Genomic DNA, 23,723 nt, shown 5'->3' with positions numbered 1-23,723 from the left:
AACCAAATAACTGATTACATGAGAAACTCGCTGTTTCGTAAAAAAAGTATCGATGGTATATTAAAGGATGCTGCTGAAGGCCTGAATGATGGGCATGGAGGTGGTGGCCTGAAAAAAATACTGGGTGTGCGCGATCTTACCTACATGGGCATAGCTGCCGTAGTAGGGGCCGGCATTTTCAGTACAATAGGAGGTGCCGCTTATCATGGTGGTCCTGGTATTTCATTACTATTTGTTATTACGGCTATCACTTGCGGCTTTTCAGCTTTGTGTTATGCCGAATTTGCCAGTCGTGTACCCATTGCCGGCAGTGCCTATACTTATTCTTACGTAACATTTGGTGAATTGATAGCCTGGATTATTGGCTGGGCGCTGATATTGGAATATGCCATTGGTAATATTGTAGTAGCCATCTCCTGGAGTGGCTATTTTAATAACCTGCTGGTGCATATATTTCATATTCACCTTCCCGACTGGATGCTAATAGATGGCACCACTGCATTTAACGCCTTTACAGAAGCCAGCGCGGCTATTGCCAAAGGTGGCATCACAGATGCCGCAACTTTAAAAAGCTACCAGTTTGCCATTCAGGCCTGGAACAATGCGCCGGTTATGGGAAGCACACACATTTTCTTTAACCTGCCCGCTTTTATTATTGTGGCCCTGATTACCTGGCTGGCTTATATAGGTATTAAAGAAAGTAAGCAAACCACTAACTACATGGTTATTTTCAAGATAGCCGTAATCATATTTGTAATTATAGCAGGGGCTTTCTTTGTAGACGTTAATAACTGGTCGCCTTTTATGCCCAATAAGTTTGAGGGCGTATTACAAGGTGTTTCAGCGGTATTCTATGCCTACATTGGTTTTGACGCTATTTCTACCACAGCCGAAGAGTGCCGTAACCCACAACGGGATATGCCACGTGCCATGATATACTCCTTATTAATTTGCACAGGGTTATATATTTTAATAGCATTGGTGCTTACAGGTATTGAAAATTACAGTTCTTTTAAAGGGGTGAACGATCCGCTGGCTTTTGTATTTGCCAAGCGCGCCCCCTGGATAGAAAAAATTATATCCGTGAGCGCTGTTATAGCTACCACCTCGGTATTGCTGGTGTTTCAGTTAGGACAGCCCCGTATATGGATGAGCATGAGCCGTGACGGTTTATTACCCAAGCGTTTTCAGAAAGTGCATCCACGGTTTCAAACACCGTCATTTGCCACCATAGTTACCGGTATACTTGTAGCCGTGCCATCTCTGTTTTTACAAAGCGGCCTGGTAACCGATCTTACCAGCATAGGCACTTTGTTTGCTTTCGTGCTGGTTTCAGGCGGCGTGCTGTTGCTACCACCAAAAACCAAAGAGCCGGGTAAGTTTCACCTGCCTTATATCAACGGTCAGATTGTTATTCCGGTGCTGGTAGGTTTATTCATCTATGGTTTTAAAGAAAGAACCCAGTGGGCTTTTTCACACATTGGTGACGCTTTTGCAGGTGTAAAAGATGCCAGTGGTAACATCGCATTAGACCACCAGGAAGTATTATTCCTGCTGTTTTTGATCATTGCGGTTATTATGGCGGTACTTACCGCGGTGCGTAAATTTTCATTAATACCTATTCTGGGCGTATTATCATGCCTGTACCTGATGATTGAAATACCCAGCCAAAGCTGGTACATGTTTCTGATCTGGATGGTATTGGGTCTGTTAATTTACTTCCTGTATGGACACAGAAACAGTAAACTCCACAAAACAACAGTAAACATATAAAAAAGGCTTCGGCCTTTTTTTATTGCTGACAGGGAAGCTATTCCTACAGGAAAATGTAAATTTTCCTTTTAATTTTTGACTTTGAAGTATTTTTGCGTTATGAAATACCAGGTTGGCGACGATATTATAGTGCTGCACAGCAATGAAGAAGGAAAGGTGATTGAAATAATGAATGATAAAATGGTGCTGATTGAGGTTCGTGGAGTGAAGTTTCCCGCCTATATGGATCAGATTGACTTTCCGTATTTCCACCGCTTTACCAAAGGCAAACTGGCTCCCGAAAAACCTAAACCGGCAAAACAGTTTGTTGACCAGGTGCCAAAAGAAAAACCCACTCCTAACCAGATTAAAGTACAGGACGGGGTATGGATTTCTTTTGTACCTAAATTTTCTTACGATGAGTTTGACGACGAAGTAGTAGACTACTTAAAAGTATACCTCGTTAACAAAACAAACATTCCCTTTGCTTTTATATACAAGCAAATGATTTTGGGCAATCCCGGTTTTGAGCTGAAAAGTGAAATACTGAGCTTTCAGGACTTTTACCTGCATGATGTACCATTTGGCGATTTAAGTGATAATCCTGCTTTTCATTTTGAGTTTTCTCTACTTACGCCGGACAAGAAGAAAGCAGAATACTATGAAACAGATGTGAAGCTGAAAGGCAAACAAGTGTTTCAGCGTATTGAAGAAATGAAGACTAAAAACGAACCTACTTTTTCTTACCAGCTGTTTAAGAATTATCCGGACAGGGTAGAAGAAGAGAAGTTTGAATTAAGTCCCTTATTAGCTAAAGGCTATAAAGTATACGAGGCTAACAAAATCAGACAAAACCTTCCGCCTGCCCGCAGCGTGGTAGACTTGCACATTGAAAAGCTTACCAACGAATGGCAGAAGATGAGTAACCTCGAAATCATCTCCCTGCAGCTAAAGGAATTTGAGAAGTGGTTTGAACTGGCTCTGGCACATCATCAACCTACATTGGTTGTGATACATGGTGTAGGCAGTGGCCGTTTAAGGGATGAAATACATGACCTGCTGAAAGTGCGCAGTTCAGTAAAAACCTTCATTAACCAATATGATCCGCGGTTTGGATATGGGGGTACGGAGATATTTTTTCAGTATTAATTTCTTGCATCATTGATATTGAATGCCCCTGGCTCTATTGAACCAGGGGCATTTCTATAATTACTATACTAAAAAGTGTCAGGTAATGCGTACTTTCGCCGCTACTACAAACCCGAGCTATCGTGCTACACTTGTGTAGTAAGGAAAGTCCGGACAGCACAGGGCAATCTACCGGTGAATAGCCGGGTTCCGGGCAACCGGAAACAGCAAGTGCCACAGAAAATAACCGCCCCGCAAGGGGTAAGGGTGAAAATGTGAGGTAAGAGCTCACGTCCCCCTATGGTAACATAGGGGGAGGGTAAACCTTAGATGCTGTAATGCCATGTATAGGTTCGCTATAGGGCGGCTCGTCCAATGAACCAGGGTAGGCAGCACCAGGTGGGCAGTAATGACCATCGCAGATAAATGATAGTTTAGAAACAGAATCCGGCTTATGAGGTTTGTAGTTATTTTTTTCCTGGATAGGGTAACCACTGCAGGTTTAATACCTTATCCAGCATTTTGGTAATCAACAACTTGCCTGGTAAAACTTTCAAAAAGTCTCTTACTTCCTGCACACCTTCCAGGTAAAACCTTGCAGCACTGATATTACTGTTTACTTTAATACTGATAGCGTCTTCTTTCATTACCTTAAACATGTCTTCATCTGTATTGTCATCGCCAATAGCAGCAATAAAATCATAATTATCGTAGTGCAGATAATATTGAGCTGCTTTACCCTTGTTAATTTCGCTGTTTTTAATTTCCACTACTTTATTGCCCGGCATCAGATGCAAACCTAAATCGGCTACCATGTAACGAAGATTGTTCATCATTTCTGTAGCACGCATATCGCCCAGTTCTTTTTCTGCCTTACGATAATGCCATACCAGGGAATACGATTTTTCTTCGATAAAAGCGCCCGGAGTACGCTCCGTATAAGTATTTAAAATAGGAAGTATACTTTGTTTCCAAAGATTGGTTAAACCTTTGGTTTCCTGCCAGGGACTGCCATATAGCTTGTGCCATACACCATGTTCACCTACCAGATCTAACTTCATATGTCCAAACCATTCTTCCAATGTGGTGTAGTTTCTGCCGCTGATAATCACCACCCGGTTCCGATCGTCTTTACACAGTTCATCCAGCAGGCTGTATAATTCCTTATCCGGCTTGGCCAGGTTAATATTAGTGTTGAAATCGGTAAGTGTGCCATCGTAATCCAGTAACAACAGTCGTTTATGGGCGCGGGCATACTTACGTTTAATATAGTTCAATGTTTTATTTCCGATGTGGCGTGCCTGTAAACTTTGCTGCATCCGTTTCGTCTCCTCTAATCTTTCCATAAAAATCTTTACCCAGTGATGTACATTATATTTACTAATCAGCAACCGCATTTGTGTCATTCGTTTCACCTGCTCATCTGCGCTCATGTTTAATGCTTCTACAATAGCATCACTCATTTGGCGCACATTGTTAGGATTTACAATAAGTGCATCAATCAGCTCTTTGGAAGCACCGGCCATTTCACTCAAAATAAGTACTCCATCGTTATTCGTGCGGCTGGCTACATACTCTTTACATACCAGGTTCATACCATCCCGCATAGGTGTAACCAGACATATATCAGAAAAACAATACAAAGCTGACAGCATTTCCAACGGGAACGAGCGATAAAAATAATTAACAGGCGTCCATACATTGGTACGGAAACGGGCATTGATGTTGCCCACCAGTTTATCAATGTCATCCCGCAGTTCCTTATACTGCCCCACTGTATCGCGTGAAGGCACCACAATCATGTAGAGGGAAACTTTTTCTTTATACTCCTGGTGATTTTGCAGGAAGATGTCAAAAGCCTGCAGGCGCTGTAAAATACCTTTACTATAATCCAGCCTGTCAATAGATAATATCAGCCGGGTATTGCCAAACGATTCTTCCAGATGAGTGATATTATCACGTACTGCCTGTTCGTGAACTATCTCCTCAAATTTATCACTGTCAATACCCATAGGGAAGCTTTCCACTACCACGCTACGGCTATGTGTAGAAATAACATTGGAGGAGGATTTCAGTTGCAGGATACGGGTAGCAGAGGACAAAAAATGTCGTGCATCATCATAAGTATGAAAGCCTACCAGATCGGCTCCCAAAATGCCATTCAACAATTCGGAGCGCCAGGGTATTAACCGGAACAACTCGTATGATGGAAAGGGGATATGCTGGAAAAAACCTATTGTAATATCGGGTAATGCAGCCCTGATTAAACCAGGCAGTAATAACAGTTGATAATCGTGTATCCAGATTGTATCACCTGGTTCGGCCACCTGTAAAACTGCCTGTTTAAATTTCTCATTTACCTGCTGGTAACTGTTCCAATAGGCATCATCATACCGCGCATAGGTTGACATGTAATGAAAAATGGGCCAGAGTATTTCATTAGAAAAACCTTCGTAATAAAGATTAATATCATCCTTAGTTAAAAAAACCGGGCTCAATCGTAGCTCTTTCAGCTGGCTGGTAACCTGTTTTACCTGTTCGTCGGCCACTTCAGTGCCAGGCCATCCCACCCAAACATTATTACCATTTTTATATACTGAACTTAAGCCTGTTGCCAGGCCGCCTTCACTTGGTTTAAACTGTATGCCTTGTTCTGTAGCGTCAATTTTTACTGGTAACCGGTTTGATACGATGATGGTTTTACTCATAGTCCTCCTTCTTTTACAAAAACGATTCCGTTTTTATACAGATGATAAACAAAAAAAAGGGGTATGAAGATTGAAAACCAATTTCTTACAAAGAACATTGGTTAAAATACATAGGAAAGTGTCCTATTGGGCAGCGATCAGACCGCTGCGGGTTACGATATCTGCAATATTAGGATAAGTATTTTGTAAACGGCTGTTTAAATCGGTTTTATTTACCCATTCTATCTTTTCAATATCTTCTTCCGTTTGAGGAACAAGCACTTGTGAACCCGGTGCTTCCATTTTATACCAATGGGTTTCTTTGAGTATTTCTTCACCATATGCCGTATAAGTGTGGATGGTAATCCCCAGTCCTTCACCTAATATCACCTGTTTCAAACCTGTTTCTTCCTGAACTTCTCTTACAGCACAAGCAGCAATGGTTTCCCCTTCATCCAGTTTGCCTTTTGGTAAATCCCATGTTCCTCTTCTGTAAATCATCAGCAATTCCGCGTTCTCATTCAAAACCAATCCGCCAGCTGCAATTATTTTTTTCATTCTGGTTATTTTTTACAAATTAACGCGAATTTCGTGCTTCTTGTTCCGTGAATAATAATAATATGACATCCAACGAAAAAGCAGTTGCAGAAAAGCTATTACAGTCCGGCGCGGTAAAATTGAATCCCACAGAGCCCTACACCTGGGCCAGTGGATGGAAGAGTCCTATCTATTGCGATAACAGAAGGGTGTTATCTTTTCCGTTTATACGTGACTTTGTAAAAAGCGAGTTGTGTAACGTGGTATTTGAAAAATACCCTGATGCAGAGGTAGTAGCCGGGGTGGCAACCGCCGGTATCCCTTGGGGCGCTATGATTGCCGATCAACTGAAGTTACCTTATATATATGTACGCCCCAAGCCCAAAGAACATGGCTTAGGCAACCAGATAGAAGGATATTACGAAACTGGCCAGAAAGTGATAGTGATTGAAGACCTGATTTCTACCGGTAAAAGCAGTCTGCAGGTGGTAGATGTGTTAAAGGGGGCTGGTCTGGCTATTGAAGGGATGGTATCTATTTTCAACTATGGTTTCAGTGCAGCCGTAGAAAATTTTGAAAAAGCTGCTGTTTCTTTACATTCCCTCACCAATTACGGAGCTTTAATTGAACTGGCACTGGAAAAAGCAATAGTGCCTGCTGAGATGGAAAACCTGTTACTGGAATGGCGCAACAACCCGTCAGCCTGGGGTAAATAATAGAATTTAACCTTTAAATACGCGTTATGAAAAAAATTGTTACCCTTTTAGCAGCAGGCATACTGGTAATGGCCGCTGCAAGTGCCCAGGAAAAAAAAGCAGAGTGGATTACTTTGAAAGTGCCACAACTGAAATGCTGGGAATGTAAAGACAGGCTGGAAAAATACCTGGCCCGCGAAAAAGGCCCTAATGATGATGCCGGTATTTTAAGATGGCAGATTGTAATGAGTGCCGGAACTATCCGAATTCAATATGCACCTTCCCGCATTACACCTGACTATATCAAAACCGCTATTAACAATGCTGGCTTTGATGCTGATGAAACAAAAGCAACAGAAGATTCTTACAAAACCCTTCCTCCTGTGTGCAAACGTGCAGAAGAAGGCGGTGGCCCTCAAAAAGGCAAGCCCTGTTCTGTACCTCCGGTACAATAAGAGAGAAGTATAAAAGAAAAGCCGGTTCATCATTCAGTTGACGAACCGGCTTTTTTATATCTGTATGTTACTAAAACAAAGGAATGGCGTACTGACCACTGAAGTTAAAAGGCACATTCACAAAAATGCCACCTTTGCCTACTCTGCTGTTGCCCTTTACAGAGATATTTACCTTCTTGCCTAGTAAAGCAAACATGCCACCTTGCAATAAGCTGCGCACATTTATATTCATGGTAGTAGGAATAGTAAACTCTGCTTTACGGTCAATATGCATTAAGGTATCCAGGGTGTATTTTCCAATATAGCTGCTATCTACATACACATCACAATCTACGTGTTTCAGGTTTACGCCAAAGCTATTGGGATTATAGTATACCATGTTAAGCATTACCGTAGCTTTTTCCAGGCTGGCGTTTTCCAATTTTACGTTGTTAATGCCCCGGTATTCAAAGCCTACGGGCTTTTTACAACTGGCTATGGTAGTTAATAAAATGATTGCTATTGCGGCTCCAACTAATTTACGTTTTGTCACTCCTGTGTTTTTGTTGCTGCAAAATAGGAGAGATTATGTTAGCGTAGCCATAAATTTTAATGCTGCAAACGTCTTTATTGCTATGCTTCTCCCAATGCTTTCTCTTTCTCCATCGCCACCTGAATCCCCTTCAACAAATTCACCCGCATTCCTTTAATCCGCTCTGTTATACTGGGATCGGATAAAATGCCAAAGCATTCATCTATCAACTTACGTACATTATTAATCGTTTCTGCAGGGCTTATTTTAAGGCTGGCGGGAATTTCGCCGTTATGGGCATTAAAATAGTCATGCAATTCCTGGATTGCTTGCTCGGATAATGGATTTGTAGACATCAGGGAGCAAAGCTAGTAAAAAACAAAGAGTCTTTACCCCGAAAGGTAAAGACCCCCTTTATGCAGCAGCGTACACAGACATCACTGTCTGCCCGCCTTCTAATTATATAATGAACCGGAAATGGTTTCTTTCATAACAGAATTTCTCAAAAAAATGTTAATACTGTTCCAGATAATTCGACTATACAAAAATAAATTCGACTTATTGTGCTTTTTTATAATTCAAAAAATAATTCTACCATATGTATTTATGTAAATTATGAACAAATACTATATACATATGTTTATATAAATGTAACAATAGGTGCATTTGTGATTAAAAATCAATTCCTTAGACCTTTTTATCTTAGCCTTATGGCAAAAGATGTAGTAAAATATAATCGTATTAAAGCAACTCTTGCATTGAAAGATAGAACCAGTAAAGAGCTTGCTGAACATTTGAAAATTAATGCGCAAACTGTATCTTCCTGGTGCACCAACAGTCGCCAACCACGCTTAGATGAATTATATGCCATTGCTGATTTTTTAGATGTTGAACCCATTATTCTGCTGGAGCCGCGTACTAAATCATAGGATACTCCTCATTCTCACTCATTTTCTCCTTTAAAAAATCTCACTGTTTATTTTTAGCGAAATACTAAAAATAATTTCCTAAAATGCTAAATAATATAGTATTTTTGTTTTCGCAAAGCAACAAATCCAATATACATGTGCAGCTTGAGTATACAACGGTCAGTGGCGCATTTCGATCTGGATTCGTTTTTCGTTTCAGTGGAATGTAAAAACAATAGCAGTTTGATAGGAAAGCCAGTGGTGGTAGGAGGAGGAGAAAGGGGAGTTGTTGCCTCGGCCAGCTATGAAGCCAGGAAGTTTGGTGTGAGAAGTGCCATGCCAGTTAAATTAGCCAAAAGGCTTTGTCCGGATATTATTATTATCAAGGGGGATATGGATAAATATTCCCGGGAGTCACGAATGGTCACTGATATTATCAGCAACCATGTGCCTATGTTTGAAAAAAGCAGTATCGACGAGTTCTATATAGATCTTACCGGCATGGATAAGTATTTCGGATGTGAGCTATTCACTTCTGAATTGCGAAAAACCATTTGTAAGGAAACGGGGCTGTCTATCAGCCAGGGTTTGGCCACCAATAAAATGGTGAGTAAAGTGGCTACTAATGAAAGCAAACCTAATGGCCAGATATACATTCCTTTTGGAAACGAGAAAAGGTTTCTGGCTCCTTTGCCGGTAAACAAATTACCCATGGTAGGAGAAAAAACAGGAGAGTTGCTGAGACGAATGGGCGTAGAAACCATTCAAACACTAAGCGAAATTCCGGAACCTATGATGGTGAATTTATTGGGGAAAAACGGGATAGAATTATCACGCAGGGCCAATGGAATAGACAATAGCCCTGTAGTTCCTTACCAGGAGCAGAAGTCTGTTAGTACGGAAAACACATTTAACAATGACACTATCAACCTGGCTTTTTTAAATAACCAGCTCATTCGCATGTGCGAACAGGTAGCCTATGAATTAAGAGCGGGTAACAAACTGGCAGGTTGTGTAACTATAAAAATACGGTATAGCGATTTTCAAACCTTTACTAAGCAGGTAACGATTGCCTATACTGCATCAGACCATATTATCATAGAAGCAGCTAAGGAATTATTCAGCCGCCTGTACGACCGCCGCTTACTGGTACGTATGGTAGGAGTACGTGTAAGCAGCCTGATACCCGGTAACTACCAGATTAACCTGTTTGATGATACACAGGAGATGGTAAACCTGTACCAGTCTATAGATAGCATCAAGCGGCAGTTTGGAGAACAATTGCTGATGCGTGCATCCGGAATTAACCAGTCTGGCACGCATACAACCTGGTAACCAATCAAAAGAAGAGATTAAAAGTGAACGCATGTATATCAACTGTAAAAGCTGGTTCAGCTTACGCTATGGTACTTATTCAATAGAAGACCTTGTTGGCACAGCAAAAAAACAGGGTATACAGCAGCTGGCGCTAACGGATATTAACAGCACCAGCCACACCTGGGATTTTGTAGACGCCTGCCAGCAGCAGCAGATAAAACCTATTGCCGGGGCCGAGATACAAAACCAACGCCAACATCTATATATACTCCTGGCCCGGAACGGGAGTGGTTTTTTAGCCATCAACCAATTTATAACAAAGCATTTGCAGCGGCAGCAATCCTTCCCCGTAAGACCAGTATTTACGGATGATGTGTTTATCATTTATCCCTGGGATACTATAGGGGTTGCTGAGCTGCAAGCCAATGAATTTATAGGTGTACAGTATACCGAACTGCACCTGTTGTACAAAACGGACATTACAACCTATGGAAACCGTTTAGTAATGCGCCATCCGGTAACCTTCCAGGATAGCAATCATTACTATCTCCATTGCCTGTTACGCGCTATCAATGCCAATGTGGTTATCAGCAAACTGCAGCAGCAGGACGTAGCAGGCAAACATGAAACCTTCCTGGCTCCGGAAGAGCTGGGCATATTATATCAACAGCATCAGCAGCTGATTCACAATGCGAATGCGCTGCTGGATGCCTGTAGCATCGAGCTGGATTTTAAACAGGACAAAACCAGGCAGGTGTACAACAACAATCGATCAGCCGATAAACAGTTGTTGGAAAAACTGGCACTGGAAGGGCTTGCTAACCGTTATGGAAAAGACCATGAGGCGGCAACGGAAAGAGTGTATAAAGAACTGGAGATTATAGATAAGCAAGGCTTTAATGCTTATTTTCTTATCACCTGGGATATTATACAGTTTGCCCGTCGCCGCCATTTCTTTTTTGTAGGCCGTGGCAGCGGTGCTAACTCTATTGTTGCCTTTTGCCTGGGTATTACAGATGTAGATCCGCTGGAACTGGATTTGTATTTTGAGCGCTTCTTAAACCCCGCCCGTAAGGTTCCGCCCGATTTTGATATTGATTTTAGCTGGGCAGACAGAGATGAAATTTTCCAATATGTATTTGAACGCTATGGCAGTGATCATGTATCGTTGCTAGGCGCTTATACCACCTTTCAAAAAAAGGCCGCCATTCGTGAGCTGGGAAAGGTGTTTGGCCTGCCTAAATCGGAAATTGATGCTATTGAACGTTTGGGCTATGCCGCCAAAGAAGATGCTATACATCGTAAAATTAATTATTACGCCAGCCTTATGCAGGATTTCCCCAATCACCTGAGCATACATGCCGGCGGCATTTTAATCAGCGATGCCCCTATTCACACCTATACTGTTACAGAGCTTCCCCCTAAAGGATTTGCCACCTCTCAGGTGGATATGTTTGTGGCAGAAAAAATAGGTTTATTTAAGCTGGATTTACTAAGCCAGCGCGGTTTGGGCCATATAAAAGATGCAGTAGAGTTGATCAGGCAAAACAAAGGCGCACGCATTGATATACACGATATAGAAAAGTTTAAGCACGACAAACAGGTGGCTGAGCGAATGCGTACGGCTGATACGATTGGTTGTTTTTATGTAGAAAGTCCGGGTATGCGACAGCTACTGCAAAAACTGGAATGCAGGGATTATATTACCCTGGTGGCAGCCAGTAGTATTATACGTCCTGGTGTGGCACAATCCGGCATGATGCGGCAATATATTTACCGCTATCGCAGACCCGACCAGTTTGAATACCTGCACCCCATATTGAAAGAACTACTTCACGAAACCTTTGGCATTATGGTATATCAGGAAGATGTGATGAAGGTAGCCCATTATTTTGCCGGGCTGGATATGGCAGATGCAGATATCCTGCGCAGGGCCATGAACGGTAAATACCGTGGGCAAAAGCATTTTGAAGATATCCGTAATCGCTTTTTCCTAAATTGCCGCCAGTTAGGCCATAACGACCAGATAGCCCTGGAAGTATGGCGGCAAATGGAAAGCTTTGCCGGATTCTCCTTTTCTAAAGCGCACTCTGCCTCTTTTGCAGTAGAAAGCTATCAAAGCCTTTACCTCAAAACCTATTACCCTGCTGAATTTATGGTTGCCGTTATTAACAACTTTGGCGGCTTCTATTCGCGCGAACTTTATTTTCATGAGCTTAAAAGAACAGGAGTAAAAGTGCTACCTCCCTGTGTGAACGAAGGGCAGGAGCTTACTTCCATTTCCGGCAATATCGTTCATGTTGGTTTTATACATGTAGAAGGCCTGGAAGATGCTGTATTAAAAACAGTGCTGGAAGAAAGAAGCCGGCATGGGAGCTACCTGCACCTGCAGGATTTTATAGAACGCACCCATATTCCACTGGAACAACTAAACCTCCTTATCAGAACCGGCGCCCTGGGCTTTACAGGAAAGAATAAAAAAGAGCTATTATGGGAAGCCAACTTCCTGCAAAAGAAAAATGCCCGGCATGTACCTGCTTTTCATTCCTTGTTTGACGAGCCGCCTATGGAGTTTAAACTACCTCAGTTACATCAACACCCTCATGACGATGCGCTGGACGAGTTGGAACTACTGGGCTTTCCGCTGGGAAATGTGTGGCCATTAGCAGATGCAGATCTTAGTAAATATTGTACTGCCAAAGACCTGCCAGCGCTCAAAGGCAGCAATGTTAGCACTATCGGCTATTTCGTAACAGATAAACATGCACGCACTATAAAAAAAGAGTCTATGTATTTTGGCACCTTCCTGGATAAAAAAGGAGAGTGGCTGGACACAGTGCATTTTCCGCAATCCTTTACTCCACACTTATCACCCTTTCAGGGAAAAGGCTTTTATGAATTGCAGGGAAAGGTAACAGAAGAGTTTGGTGTATATAGTATAGAAGTTACCCGTTGCAGTAAAATAGGGTTGAAAACTTCTTCCGGCAGTCCGGTGGCATACTCTGCCCGGTGAGTATATTTGTAGTATGACGATAGCCATAGAGGAATTAAACGAACTGGAACAGTTTTTCCGTAGCACCGTGTTGCCGGAAAAACTCCCTTTGAACAAAGCAGTAACGTTGAACGATGTAACTGCCGCAGTGAATGATAGCTTTACTATGCTGCATTCAACAGCAGTAAGTAATAAAATAAAAGAGATGCGCCTGAACTTATTGCGCGAAATAAGACAGGCCATCATAGCACAGCTAACATCCTGATCCGCCATAACAACAGATGAAAAACACAATAATAAACAGGATATCTACCACAGTTGCTATTGAAAATTAAACGAAATTAGCAACACCTGGTCTTATCTTATATAACTGATTAAAATTGTATTATGCAAAAAGGTAACCCTTTCCGTGTCCTGTTATTAGCAGGCGCTCTATGTTTTGTATCTGCAGGTGTTAACACCGTAATGGCACAAAAAACTCCAAAGAAAGAACATGTGGATGTTACGGTAAAAAACATTACAGACAGCATGAAGCTGAAGCTGGCGTTAACAGATGCCCAGTATCCCAAAGTGTATAAAATAAACGGCGATTTTGCTGCTAAACTGAAAGCGGTAAAAGAAAGCAGTGATGATAAAGACACTAAAAAAGAAAAGGCCAAAGCGGTGAATAAAGAATGGGCAGCTTCTTTAAAAACAGTATTAACAGCCGAACAATACAAGAAGTTTGATGAAGATAAGAAAGACGAGAAAAAGCAGCTGAAAAAAGCAGCTAAAAGCAGCAAATCCGCATCCTGATTGATTTTTACTGTAAATCAATAAATTGTTTTCTTTTTACAACACAAAGGAAATAATGTCTTCGGAGACTTACATTTATGCAGGCAAAACAATATATTAGTGTCAGCAAAAGAAAACACCATGCTTAACGTACTTGTATTAACTGATTTTTCCAATGCCGCCTATCATGCGGCCCGGTACACTTGTCATTTATCGCGAAGTATACCTGTAAAAAGGATCATACTGTTCCATGCTTACCAGTCTGTTGCTCCTGTAGTTTTATCAACAGTAGCCAACAACGCCAGTAAGGAAGAGCTGGACAGGGAATATACAGATATGTTATTGGATATGGCGAATCAACTAGAGCCTGAAAGTCATGAAGATACTGCTATTGATCTGTTAACGGAAGATGTGCAGCTGGATGAAGTGTTGAATGAAATATGTCAAAGGGAACATATTGATTTAGTGGTGATGGGCATTGGTAGTGATACACAGGCATCAGAGAGAAGCAGTAACGCTATACTTGTTCCTGAAAAAGCCAGCTGCCCTGTATTGGTAGTACCTGAAAGCGCCGAGATACAGAATATTAAACATGTAGTATTCGCAACAGACTTGCGTGAACTGGAATCACCCGCTTATAACCAGATAACCAAATGGCTGGATCTGTTTCAGTCTAAGCTGGATGTGTTGAATGTGGATGAGGAAGAAAAAGAGTTTGGTGCAGAATCGTTTTTTGAAATTAAAGAGCTACATAACTGGCTGGATAAATACAAGCCTGAATACCATTACAGTAACAGTAAGGAAGAAGGCAATGCTATTGTCAATTTTGCCCGTAATCACAAAGCCTCTTTAATACTGAGTCTGCCCCGGGTACGTAGTTTCTTTAGTAACCTTTTCCATCATAGTATTACCAAGGAAATCACTTATCATTCAGATATTCCTTTGCTTTTTTTACATGAAGCATAATGTTTTCCTGCTTATCACAAGAAAGGCCTGCATTTTCAACAAAGCAGGCCTTTCTTATGAGTAAAATAGATGCCTTATCTATAGTTATTTAAAATAATCACTGGCTGTATATACTTTATCTACCCATATACCCGTATTAGCTTGTAGCACGTATTCGCTTAAACCAACCTTATTGGGCGCATCCGGCGACCAGTCATAAGTATATCCTAATCTTGTCCACGGATAATGAAAATCGGTATCAGACTGAAGGGTATGATAATAAGCATAAATAATATAATTATTAAACCAGGTAGCATAGTCAGCAGAAACAGTGCTGATAAGCCTGGCATCAGCAGAAGTGGAGGCGATATCCGGATTTCCGGCTGGACGTACCAGGCGGTTGGCAGGCACCCACAACGTTACAATATGTGTATTGCTTTTGCTGTTTTTGGGTGGCAGACCTAATAACTGGCATATACGCATAATGGTATCGGAAGAAGCGTTAAAGTTTACATGCAGTTTCATCTGGTCAGGGATAAACATCCACGATTCGCCCCAGGTATTGGTGATGCTGTCTCCTTCAGGATAGCTGCCCGGAAAGCGCATAAAGGTGCTCATCTTCACATATTCCTTACCATTAATCACTTTCCATTTTAAAACATTGTTTAAGCCCGATATGGGCCATAAGGTATCCACCTTTTCTGTACTGTCGGCCACCATCGCATCTAAAATTGCATTGGCATACAACTCGTTATTGGTGTACACAGGAGGGGTAACATCATCGTCTTTTTTACATCCCACAGCAGCTAACACAAAACAAATGGCGCTTAACATACATAATCGGTTGCAAAAGTGTGTTTTTTTCATTGCAGTATTCATTAGCGGTTTAAAATATGGCGTGAAATAACAGCAGAAAAGTTTTGTGTGGAGCGTTCATTATAAGCAGTTTATAAACACTGTTCATTTTGTTCATTGTAAAATAAAGGCTGAACAGTGATTTATTTCGCTTAACAATTACATAATATTGAGTGCTTTTCTTTGTAGCAGGCTGTCAGCATCATTCCTGACTATAGCGGCAGCCCCCCATCGATTATGAGCAGTAGGTTTTTATTCATGACTTTTTTCCTGTTCGGTATCCTGACTGTAAAAGGTCAGTATACCGAAGAACAAACAGAGCAGTCCGGCTCCTTCTCTTTCAATTATCAGTATTCCGATTCCACATTTGCCCAGCTAAAAGAAGCCTACAGCCTGGCTGTAGAAAAGAAAGACCAGGCCCGAACCGGTAAGGCCTTGATGGAGATGGGCAATGTATGTTACAACATGGGCAATATCCCCAAGGCACTGGATCTGTATGGCAAAGCAGATAAAATATTCCGGGAGGAAGGTATGAAAAATGAGGTAGCTCAAAACCTCAACGCTACGGGTGCAGCCTATTATCATAACCGTCAGAGCGCTATAGCCCGTGAGAAATACAATGAAGCCCTGACACTATACCAGGAAACTCATTATATAAAAGGCCAGGCAGATACTTATGGAAAAATCGGACACCTGTACGAAAAACAGAAAAAGTATGATAGCGCCTTTTATTTCCAGCGCCTGGCATTACAGGAATATACCAGCCTGGAAGAAAAGCAGGGAATGGCTGGTATTTATGAGAATATAGGCAGCATTTATGAAGACCTGGAACAATTCGACTCGTCCTTATATTATTACAATAGATCATACGAACTTTATATACAGGCGCATGAACCCGCAGCCATTATTGGTGTATTAAACAATCTGGGAGATGTATATCGCAAAACCGGTCGCTATGCAGAAGCCATGCGGTACAGCAAAGAAGCATTCACCCAGGCACAGCAAAGAGGAGATTTATACGAAACCGGGGCCGCTTGCCGCGATCTAGGGAAAACCTGGTACCTGATGCATCAGCCCGATAGCGCCTATCGTTACCTGGAATTATCCCGCAGGGCATCTATTGATATTTATTCCATTGAAAACAACCGCCAGGCTGCTTTTTTAAGTGCACTTTTTGAAGCGGATAAAAAGAATGAAAAAATTGTATCGCTGGAGCACGAACGTAATACCAATATTATTATAGCCATAGCTACGGTAATTGTACTGTGTTTGTTAATTATACTGGGTAGGGTTACTATCAGCAGGCAGCGATTAAAAATTAAGAACGCTGACATTGTGGCGCAACAGCACCAGCAAATGCATGAAACCCAACAGGAACTGATGCAAAGCGCGCTTACCAATAAAGAGCTACAGGAAGACAAATTACGGCAGGAACTGGAGCTGAAAGTAAAAGAATTGACCAGCCATACCCTGCATGTGATTCAGAAAAACCAGCTGCTGGACGACTTGCGCACCCGCCTGGAAGCAATGGCCAAAGATGACAAACGTGATCAGCGGAAGCAAATCCAGCAACTGATTCAACAAATCAATCTCAACTTCAACTACGACGAATATTGGAACGAATTCCGGGAAACTTTTGAACAGGTTCACCAGGATTTCTTTGCCAAACTAAAAAAGCAACAGGAAGATCTCACCCATGGCGATTTAAGATTAGCGGCGCTCATTAAATTGAATTTATCCTCTAAAGACATGGCTACTTTACTGGCCATTTCGCAGGATAGCCTTCGCGTTTCTCGTTACCGCCTGCGTAAAAAACTGAATCTGGAAGAAGGAGAAAGCCTTACCGCCTTCCTGCATTCTATATAAAACCGTAACGGGCATGTTACGATAACAATTTGTTAATGGAGGAACAATCAACTAACAAATCAATGTAAATCAATGTATTACAAACTAAATTTCTCACTTGTTGCTCTTTTGTATACGGCACCGTTAACGTTGTTGCCCTTTTGTATACGGCCATTATTGGGTTTCAGGTCTTGCTTTTTTCAACTTGCACTCGCTTTACAACGGGGGCATACCCAAGCCCTTCACAAAAAAAATTACAATGAAGCGACTATCTATTTTACTGCTGCTAATAACAGCAATCGTCTTTTCAGCCCACGCTCAAAAAAGCAGTGTAAGCGGCAAAATCCTGGATAAAAACACTGGCGAACCTTTAGCTGGTTCCCGGATTATTTTACAAGCCCCTGGTCAACGACATATAGAGGTAGCCGGTTTCAATGGCGCCTTTGTTATTAAAAATGTAACCAATACTACTTACAAAGTAGATGTGGTATTTATGGGATACAAACCCTACAATACCGAAATCACCGTGAATGGCTCTGTGAATACCCTGAAAATAGAAATGGAGTCTGTTCACAACGATCTGCAAACAATAGAAGTATCCAGCCGTCACGATAAAGGCTCTGCAAACAGCGCTATATTGGCTGACAGAAAAGCAGATGTGGTGCAAAATTCTGTAGCTGCCCGTACTATAGAATTATCTCCTGACTTATCTGTGGCCAACGTAACACAACGCGTTTCGGGTGTATCACTCGAAAGAAGTACGAATGGTGAAGGCCAGTATGCCATTATCAGAGGAATGGACAAGCGTTACATCAACACCTTTATTAATGGTGTAAAAATTCCCAGCCCTGATAACAAAAACCGTTATGTGCCATTGGATGTATTCCCGGCAGACCTGCTGGACAGACTGGAGGTGGTAAAAAGCTTAACGCCTAAACAGGAAGGTGATGCCATTGGTGGCGCCGTAAACATGGTAATGAAAGATGCACCAGAGCATTTATCAGTAAAAGCCAATGCTGCGGTTGGTATTGCAGACAAGTTTTTCACACAGGACTATACTGCTTTTAAAAGCAGCCCCAGCCTTACTACTTCGCCGCGCCTTACCAACGGAGATAGCTACCAGGCAACTATGAACGATTTTCCTAACAGCGCTTTTTCCCGTTACACGAAGCACAACCCTTTAAACTCTGTGTTGGGAGCTTCTGTAGGTGGCCGTGTATTTCATGACAAACTGGGTATCATTGTAGCTGGTAGTTATCAAAACAACTACCGCAATGTAAATGGTTATTTCTTTAAATCAGAAACCGATGGCAATAATGGTGATGCAAAGGTAACCGATATACAAGATCGCTTTTACTCTATACAGCAGGCCAGAAGCGGCTTACACACCAAGCTGGATTACAAAATAAACAACAACCATAAAATCAGGCTGTATGGTGCTTATATGAACCTGATAAAAAACGAATACCGTTTTTCATCTGACACTAATCTTATTCTCGGTCGCAAGGAGATAGGCACAGGCAGGATTTCCAATAACTATCGTACTTACCGCGATGACCAGAAGATTTTTAACTTCACCCTTAGCGGCTCACACAAACTTACACAACGTTTAGAGGCTGACTGGAGTGCTGTTTATTCTAAAGCAACTGATAACCGCCCTGATATTGCTAATTTGAATACGAATACCAGCAGTTTAAGAGACGAAACAACCGGTAATATTTATTCTACCCCTGTTAACTTCGATTTGAACTCTACCCGCACGTTTCAACACAACTCTGACCAAGACAAAAGCGGTTACCTGAATCTTACTTATGCATCTACCATTGGCAATGCGCATGTTGATTGGTCTACAGGCGGTATGTATCGCAGCAAAGACAGAAAAAGCGACTATGATAAATACAACCTCCAGTTTGACCCAAGTAACCAGATCTACGATGGCGATATTAACCATAACACCATGGTGGTGAATAATACAACCGGCTCATACAACGATGCGTTAAACTATAGCGCTAAGGAAAAAGTAGGCGCTGCTTATGGCATGGTAAAAATCAGCCTGAAACAATTAGAATTAGTAGGTGGCGCTCGTTACGAACATACTTCCTTAAGCTGGTCATCCAACGTACCTAAAAGTGTAGACGGTAAAACCGGCAATATCCAATATTACGATGTACTGCCAAGCGCTATGTTGAAGTATGGAATTACCAACAACCAGGTAGTAAGATTATCTTATTATTCAGCTATCAGCCGTCCTAACTTCTTCGAAGTGATACCCCATACGGATGGCAACCCGGATGGCGACTACCCGGAGAGAGGTAATTCTTCCCTGAAGAGAACCACCGCCAATAACTACGATCTCCGTTACGAGTATTATATAGGTAGTGGTAGCCAGATGTTAGCAGGCGTGTTTTATAAAGACATCAATAATCCCATCGAATTCTCACTGCAAACCCTAGGAAACATCCTGTATTATATACCGTCAAACTTTGGTCGTGCTAAAAACTATGGTTTCGAGTTTGACGTTACCCATTACCTGCGCCAATGGGGTGTAAGAGCCAACTATACCTATACCCATTCTGCAATTACTACTACGAAAATTCAGAACTACACTACCAGCACCGGTACCGGCACGTTACCAGTGAATCAAACCAGGCCTTTACAGGGACAAAGTGCCCATGTAGCCAACGTTTCCCTGTTGTTTAAAGATGACAATAAACTGGGGCTGAATGCACAACTGGCACTGGGTTATACCAGCAAAAGAATCAATACTGTTTCACAATTCCTGAATAACGACATCTGGCAAAAGGCTTTTACTCAACTGGACTTTTCATTGGAGAAAAGAGTTGCCAAACGTTGGTTTGTTTATACTAAAATCAACAACATCTTAAATACACCTTATCAGCTGGAATTACAACAGCCTTATACTGCCAGTGGTGTTACCAGCAGTGTTCCGCACCAGGAGTTAGGTAAGAAAACACAGATTCGTAAAGATACTTATGGAGCCAACTACCTGTTGGGAGTGAGATTTAAACTGTAATTCACTGTAAAAAACAAACACAATGAAATCAATATATATAGCAATAGCATTTGGCATGCTGCTGACAGCCTGCCACAAGGAAGAAACCGCGAATGTTTCTTTAGGTGAAATCACCGCAGGTCAGGGCATTACCAGCGATACACTGAAAGCATCTGTAAAAGGCACCCTGTTAAGCGGTAAAACCTATTATTTCAGCGCTGACATTACTATTAACCAGGGTGATACTTTATTGATGCAGCCGGGCAGCAAACTCATTGCATTGGGTGACGGTAAATTACCGGAAACTAGTCCGCAAATTACTTGTAATGGTACGTTTATCAGCCTGGGTACAGCAGATAACAACAACTTTATTACCGTTTTAGATAGCTTACGTACTACAGCTAATATAGCTAAAGGCTACTGGGGTGGTATTCAGTGTGGCGCGAATAGCGGAGATGTAATTATTAAGTGGACACACCTGGAATTTGCGGGTGGCCCGGCCGGTGCTAATGCAGATCCTGCAGTATTTACTTCAGGCGACCCACGCAACTTGCTTACCTACACCAACATTGATGGTAATTGTATTGTAGAAGATAGCTGGATGTATGGAAGCACAGATGATGGTATCCGTATTCTGCATGGCAAGGTTAGCTTTATGCGTAACACATTTGAGGCCTGTGGCAAAACCGGAGGCGAAGCGCTGAACCTGAAAAGCGGTACCATAGGTGATGTAGGCTATAACCTCGTAATTGGTGCAGCTACTAATGGCTTCAAAGTATCTAACAGTGGCGGCACTACCGTTCAAACCAATGCGTACTTATACAACAATACCATACTCAACTGTGGTATGCGCCAGTCAAAATCAGGCCGTGGTGGTTCTATCAACTACGAGAAAGGTGCACAGGGTAAAATATACAACAATGCGGTAATTAACTGTCGCTATGGACTGCGTATTACCTCTGATGCAGATACGGCGCATAGCACTTATAACAACCAGTTTTATTACTCTAATGCCAGCAGCCAGATTGCACAGTTTAACTGTACAGATGGGGTAGCGTATACTAAATCCGGTGATGTAAAAAGTACTGCAGTAAAAACCAACAATCCACAATTTGCTAATTATGATGTGGATCAGTTTGATTTTTCTACTGCCACTCCTCCAATGACCTTAGCTGCTATGCCTATCACCATCATTACTGCACAAGCATACAACTGGAGCATGCTGCCCGCTTCTCCTGGTTTGAGAAAAGGCAATGCGGATGCTTTCAAAGCGATGAAAGTAGTTCCCCAGGGCGGTTTATATGGTGCTGACATTAAAGAACCCGGCGTAGATATGGGAGCCTATCAAAGCGATGGCACCGGTAACCTGCACTATGTAAGCAGCTTAAGTAAAAAATAAAACAATTGCCCAAAGTAAACACAGGTTTACTTTGGGTTTTCCTTTAATTGACGATGATGAAAAGAAGCGTTTTTTTAGTAATACTTTTTTTATTCACCCAACAGGCTTTTAGCCAGCAAGCGCCTTATACCGGCACTAAAACGCCTTATCCTGTTCCCAAGACTGCAACAAGCGCCGCACCCGCAGGTTATCAACCAGTATGGATAAACTATGTGGGCAGGCATGGCGCGCGCTTTTTAACCAAAGCGGGCAGTGATGTAAAACTGCTAAAAGTACTTTCTGAAGCGGAACAAAAACAGGGACTCACCACTACCGGCAAGCTTATTAAACAAATGGTGCAGCGGTTTTTAACCATTGAAAAGAACAACTACGAATTCATAAGCCTGTTAGGTAAGCAAGAGCAGGCAGGCATAGGTGCCCGTTTGTTACAACAATACCCTACAGTATTTAAAGGCGGTGGCAAAGGTTTAAGTGTGGAGGTGACCCATAAAATAAGAACCCGCCAAAGCGCAGAAGCGTTTGTGAGCCAACTGGGAGGTTATACGGGTAACATCCATTTTGAACAGGTGCAGGACAGCAATGAAAACGTATTACGCTTTTACGATCTGTCGCCAGCTTATTTGAAATTTAAGAAAAGTGACGCAGTGAGCCGTCCCATAGATTCGCTGAACAAAGACGTACAAACACAAACCGTAGCTTTACATGTAGCCAAAAAGCTGTTTACCTCCTCCTGGTTAAAGGCCAGCACAGACAAAGGGGAGGCGTACAACTGGAATACAATCGCCGAATACCTGTACGATTTATACAGTGTTCAGTTTTCTATTCCCTTAGAGATGAAAGTGAAAGGGTATACCAAAGACAGCATTGATTTCGGTATTGCCTTTTCCACCGCCGACCTGGTTTGGCTGGAGTTTAAAAACTCCGCGGAAGATTTTCTGGAAAAAGGAGCAGGCACCGACACACTGGGCATACAAAGCCGTGTAGCCGCGCCTTTACTGGTTGATTTTATCAACACCACCAACGAAGCACTTCATGCGCCGGCTGGTACTGCTTCAGAAGCTATTCTTCGCTTTACACACGCCGAAGCTATTTCGCCTTTTGCCACCTTACTGGGCATTCCGCAAGCCAGTGTGCCTTCACCGGCCATACGAGCTTATAACCAGCATTGGCAGGCATCGGCCATCATTCCATTAAGTGCCAACATTCAATGGATCCTATATAGTAACGGTAATGATTTCCTGGTAAAGGTATTGCTCAATGAAAAAGAAGTGGCTTTACCCATTGCCACCACACAATATCCATATTATAAATGGACAGATGTGAAACAATATTACCTGAAGAAGTTAGAATCATTACATGTTTCACCGGGTGACGATATGCATCGTTACCTGCTGGAATTGCAGTAAACATCCCCTCAATACCAACAAAAAGGCCGCTATTTACCTCAATAGCGGCCTTTTTAATACCACTCAATGCCCAAAGCCAACATAATATCAGCCGGGAGCCTGATATTCGTCATATTACAGGGAGGGAATATCGGCTAACATTGCTCTTATAATCACCTGGAATGGACGAGCATAAGCTACAAGAACTGGCCATAGCATTTGAAATGCTGTTTTGTGCTATCAACGAAGAAGTACAATTTGTACACCAAAGCAGGGGCATTGAGTTTCTGGCATTTTTATATACACTGGATGAGAACGAAATACCCAGGGTGTATGTACCGGTTCCTTTTGACAAGGAAAGGGTATCACAAACGGTAAGGCAACTGCGTAACCTGTTTTTACTGTATAAATACTGGTATTTTGAAGGCCGGCTGGTAAAAGCAGAAGCCTGGAAATTATTATATAACGCACAAGCCAAAGAATGGGGCACCGCTTCTGTGTTATAAACAAGCATTCCTATAACAA

20 protein-coding genes and 1 other RNA gene are annotated in these 23,723 nt (G+C 42.1%); 16 read left to right on the top strand and 5 right to left on the bottom strand.

What is annotated here, in order from left to right; translation table 11 throughout:
- Window positions 1–18 precede the first annotated feature (18 nt).
- The 3 genes from FLA_RS12350 to rnpB all read left to right on the top strand — a co-directional run bounded on the left by FLA_RS12350 (window position 19) and on the right by rnpB (window position 3,351).
- A complete protein-coding gene (locus FLA_RS12350; RefSeq protein WP_076380785.1) occupies window positions 19–1,773 on the top strand; it encodes an amino acid permease in 1,755 nt (584 codons plus the stop codon).
- Between the two features lie 99 nt (window positions 1,774–1,872).
- The gene (locus FLA_RS12345) at window positions 1,873–2,901 is read left to right on the top strand and encodes a Smr/MutS family protein (protein WP_076380784.1); all 1,029 of its coding nucleotides are present in this window, start codon (window positions 1,873–1,875) and stop codon (window positions 2,899–2,901) included.
- A 104-nt stretch (window positions 2,902–3,005) separates the two neighbouring features.
- An RNA gene (rnpB, locus tag FLA_RS12340) (RNase P RNA component class A) lies at window positions 3,006–3,351 on the top strand.
- On the opposite strand, the gene FLA_RS12335 is transcribed toward rnpB, so the two are convergent.
- Both FLA_RS12335 and FLA_RS12330 read right to left on the bottom strand, forming a co-directional pair.
- Window positions 3,348–5,588, bottom strand: coding sequence for a bifunctional alpha,alpha-trehalose-phosphate synthase (UDP-forming)/trehalose-phosphatase (locus tag FLA_RS12335; protein ID WP_076380783.1), 2,241 nt, complete (start codon window positions 5,586–5,588; stop codon window positions 3,348–3,350). The genes rnpB and FLA_RS12335 overlap by 4 nt on opposite strands.
- Window positions 5,589–5,711: 123 nt before the next feature.
- Window positions 5,712–6,125: an NUDIX hydrolase gene (locus tag FLA_RS12330; protein ID WP_076380782.1), complete on the bottom strand. Its 414-nt coding sequence runs from the start codon at window positions 6,123–6,125 to the stop codon at window positions 5,712–5,714.
- Window positions 6,126–6,187: 62 nt separating this feature from the next.
- Here FLA_RS12330 and pyrE point away from each other — a divergent pair, with 62 nt between their 5' ends.
- Entirely contained in the window at window positions 6,188–6,820 is a 633-nt protein-coding gene (gene pyrE / locus FLA_RS12325) for an orotate phosphoribosyltransferase (protein ID WP_076380781.1), read from the top strand.
- 26 nt (window positions 6,821–6,846) lie between these two features.
- Window positions 6,847–7,254: a heavy-metal-associated domain-containing protein gene (locus FLA_RS12320; protein WP_076380780.1), complete on the top strand. Its 408-nt coding sequence runs from the start codon at window positions 6,847–6,849 to the stop codon at window positions 7,252–7,254.
- A 70-nt stretch (window positions 7,255–7,324) separates the two neighbouring features.
- On the opposite strand, the gene FLA_RS12315 is transcribed toward FLA_RS12320, so the two are convergent.
- A complete protein-coding gene (locus FLA_RS12315; RefSeq protein ID WP_076380779.1) occupies window positions 7,325–7,786 on the bottom strand; it encodes an LEA type 2 family protein in 462 nt (153 codons plus the stop codon).
- Between the two features lie 80 nt (window positions 7,787–7,866).
- Window positions 7,867–8,121, bottom strand: a complete 255-nt coding sequence (locus FLA_RS12310; protein ID WP_076380778.1) for a DUF6965 family protein — start codon at window positions 8,119–8,121, stop codon at window positions 7,867–7,869.
- Between the two features lie 354 nt (window positions 8,122–8,475).
- Between FLA_RS12310 and FLA_RS12305 the strand changes: the two genes are divergently transcribed.
- From FLA_RS12305 to FLA_RS12280, 6 genes are all read left to right on the top strand, one after another.
- Window positions 8,476–8,694 carry a helix-turn-helix transcriptional regulator gene (locus tag FLA_RS12305; RefSeq protein ID WP_076381030.1) on the top strand — a complete coding sequence of 73 codons (219 nt, stop codon included), beginning with the start codon at window positions 8,476–8,478 and terminating at the stop codon, window positions 8,692–8,694.
- Window positions 8,695–8,838: 144 nt separating this feature from the next.
- Window positions 8,839–10,008, top strand: coding sequence for a DNA polymerase IV (dinB, locus tag FLA_RS12300; protein ID WP_231940431.1), 1,170 nt, complete (start codon window positions 8,839–8,841; stop codon window positions 10,006–10,008).
- Complete coding sequence (locus FLA_RS12295; protein ID WP_231940430.1) at window positions 9,965–13,003, top strand: DNA polymerase III subunit alpha; 3,039 nt, start codon at window positions 9,965–9,967, stop codon at window positions 13,001–13,003. Before dinB ends, FLA_RS12295 begins: the two co-directional genes overlap by 44 nt.
- A gap of 13 nt (window positions 13,004–13,016) precedes the next feature.
- The gene (locus tag FLA_RS12290; RefSeq protein ID WP_076380775.1) at window positions 13,017–13,247 is read left to right on the top strand and encodes a DUF6965 family protein; all 231 of its coding nucleotides are present in this window, start codon (window positions 13,017–13,019) and stop codon (window positions 13,245–13,247) included.
- A 122-nt stretch (window positions 13,248–13,369) separates the two neighbouring features.
- Window positions 13,370–13,777 (top strand): hypothetical protein, encoded by a 408-nt coding sequence (locus FLA_RS12285; protein ID WP_076380774.1) that lies wholly within the window; start codon window positions 13,370–13,372, stop codon window positions 13,775–13,777.
- 120 nt (window positions 13,778–13,897) lie between these two features.
- On the top strand, window positions 13,898–14,722 hold the full coding sequence (locus FLA_RS12280; RefSeq protein ID WP_076380773.1) for a universal stress protein: 825 nt from the start codon (window positions 13,898–13,900) through the stop codon (window positions 14,720–14,722).
- 84 nt (window positions 14,723–14,806) lie between these two features.
- On the opposite strand, the gene FLA_RS12275 is transcribed toward FLA_RS12280, so the two are convergent.
- Window positions 14,807–15,535, bottom strand: a complete 729-nt coding sequence (locus FLA_RS12275) for a hypothetical protein (protein WP_197705888.1) — start codon at window positions 15,533–15,535, stop codon at window positions 14,807–14,809.
- 258 nt (window positions 15,536–15,793) lie between these two features.
- Between FLA_RS12275 and FLA_RS12270 the strand changes: the two genes are divergently transcribed.
- The 5 genes from FLA_RS12270 (at window position 15,794) to FLA_RS12250 (ending at window position 23,704) form a co-directional block, all read left to right on the top strand.
- Window positions 15,794–17,422 (top strand): tetratricopeptide repeat protein, encoded by a 1,629-nt coding sequence (locus FLA_RS12270; protein WP_076380771.1) that lies wholly within the window; start codon window positions 15,794–15,796, stop codon window positions 17,420–17,422.
- Between the two features lie 238 nt (window positions 17,423–17,660).
- Window positions 17,661–20,435, top strand: a complete 2,775-nt coding sequence (locus tag FLA_RS12265) for a TonB-dependent receptor domain-containing protein (protein ID WP_076380770.1) — start codon at window positions 17,661–17,663, stop codon at window positions 20,433–20,435.
- Window positions 20,436–20,457: 22 nt separating this feature from the next.
- Window positions 20,458–21,813, top strand: a complete 1,356-nt coding sequence (locus FLA_RS12260; RefSeq protein WP_096510958.1) for a hypothetical protein — start codon at window positions 20,458–20,460, stop codon at window positions 21,811–21,813.
- A gap of 53 nt (window positions 21,814–21,866) precedes the next feature.
- A complete protein-coding gene (locus FLA_RS12255) occupies window positions 21,867–23,219 on the top strand; it encodes a histidine-type phosphatase (RefSeq protein WP_076380768.1) in 1,353 nt (450 codons plus the stop codon).
- 161 nt (window positions 23,220–23,380) lie between these two features.
- Window positions 23,381–23,704 (top strand): hypothetical protein, encoded by a 324-nt coding sequence (locus tag FLA_RS12250; protein WP_076380767.1) that lies wholly within the window; start codon window positions 23,381–23,383, stop codon window positions 23,702–23,704.
- Window positions 23,705–23,723: the final 19 nt, after the last annotated feature.

The sequence above is a fragment of the Filimonas lacunae genome (genome assembly GCF_002355595.1).
Lineage (GTDB): Bacteria > Bacteroidota > Bacteroidia > Chitinophagales > Chitinophagaceae > Filimonas > Filimonas lacunae.
Note: the sequence above shows the minus strand (reverse complement) of the source record. Positions and strands in the feature narration are given on the sequence as shown.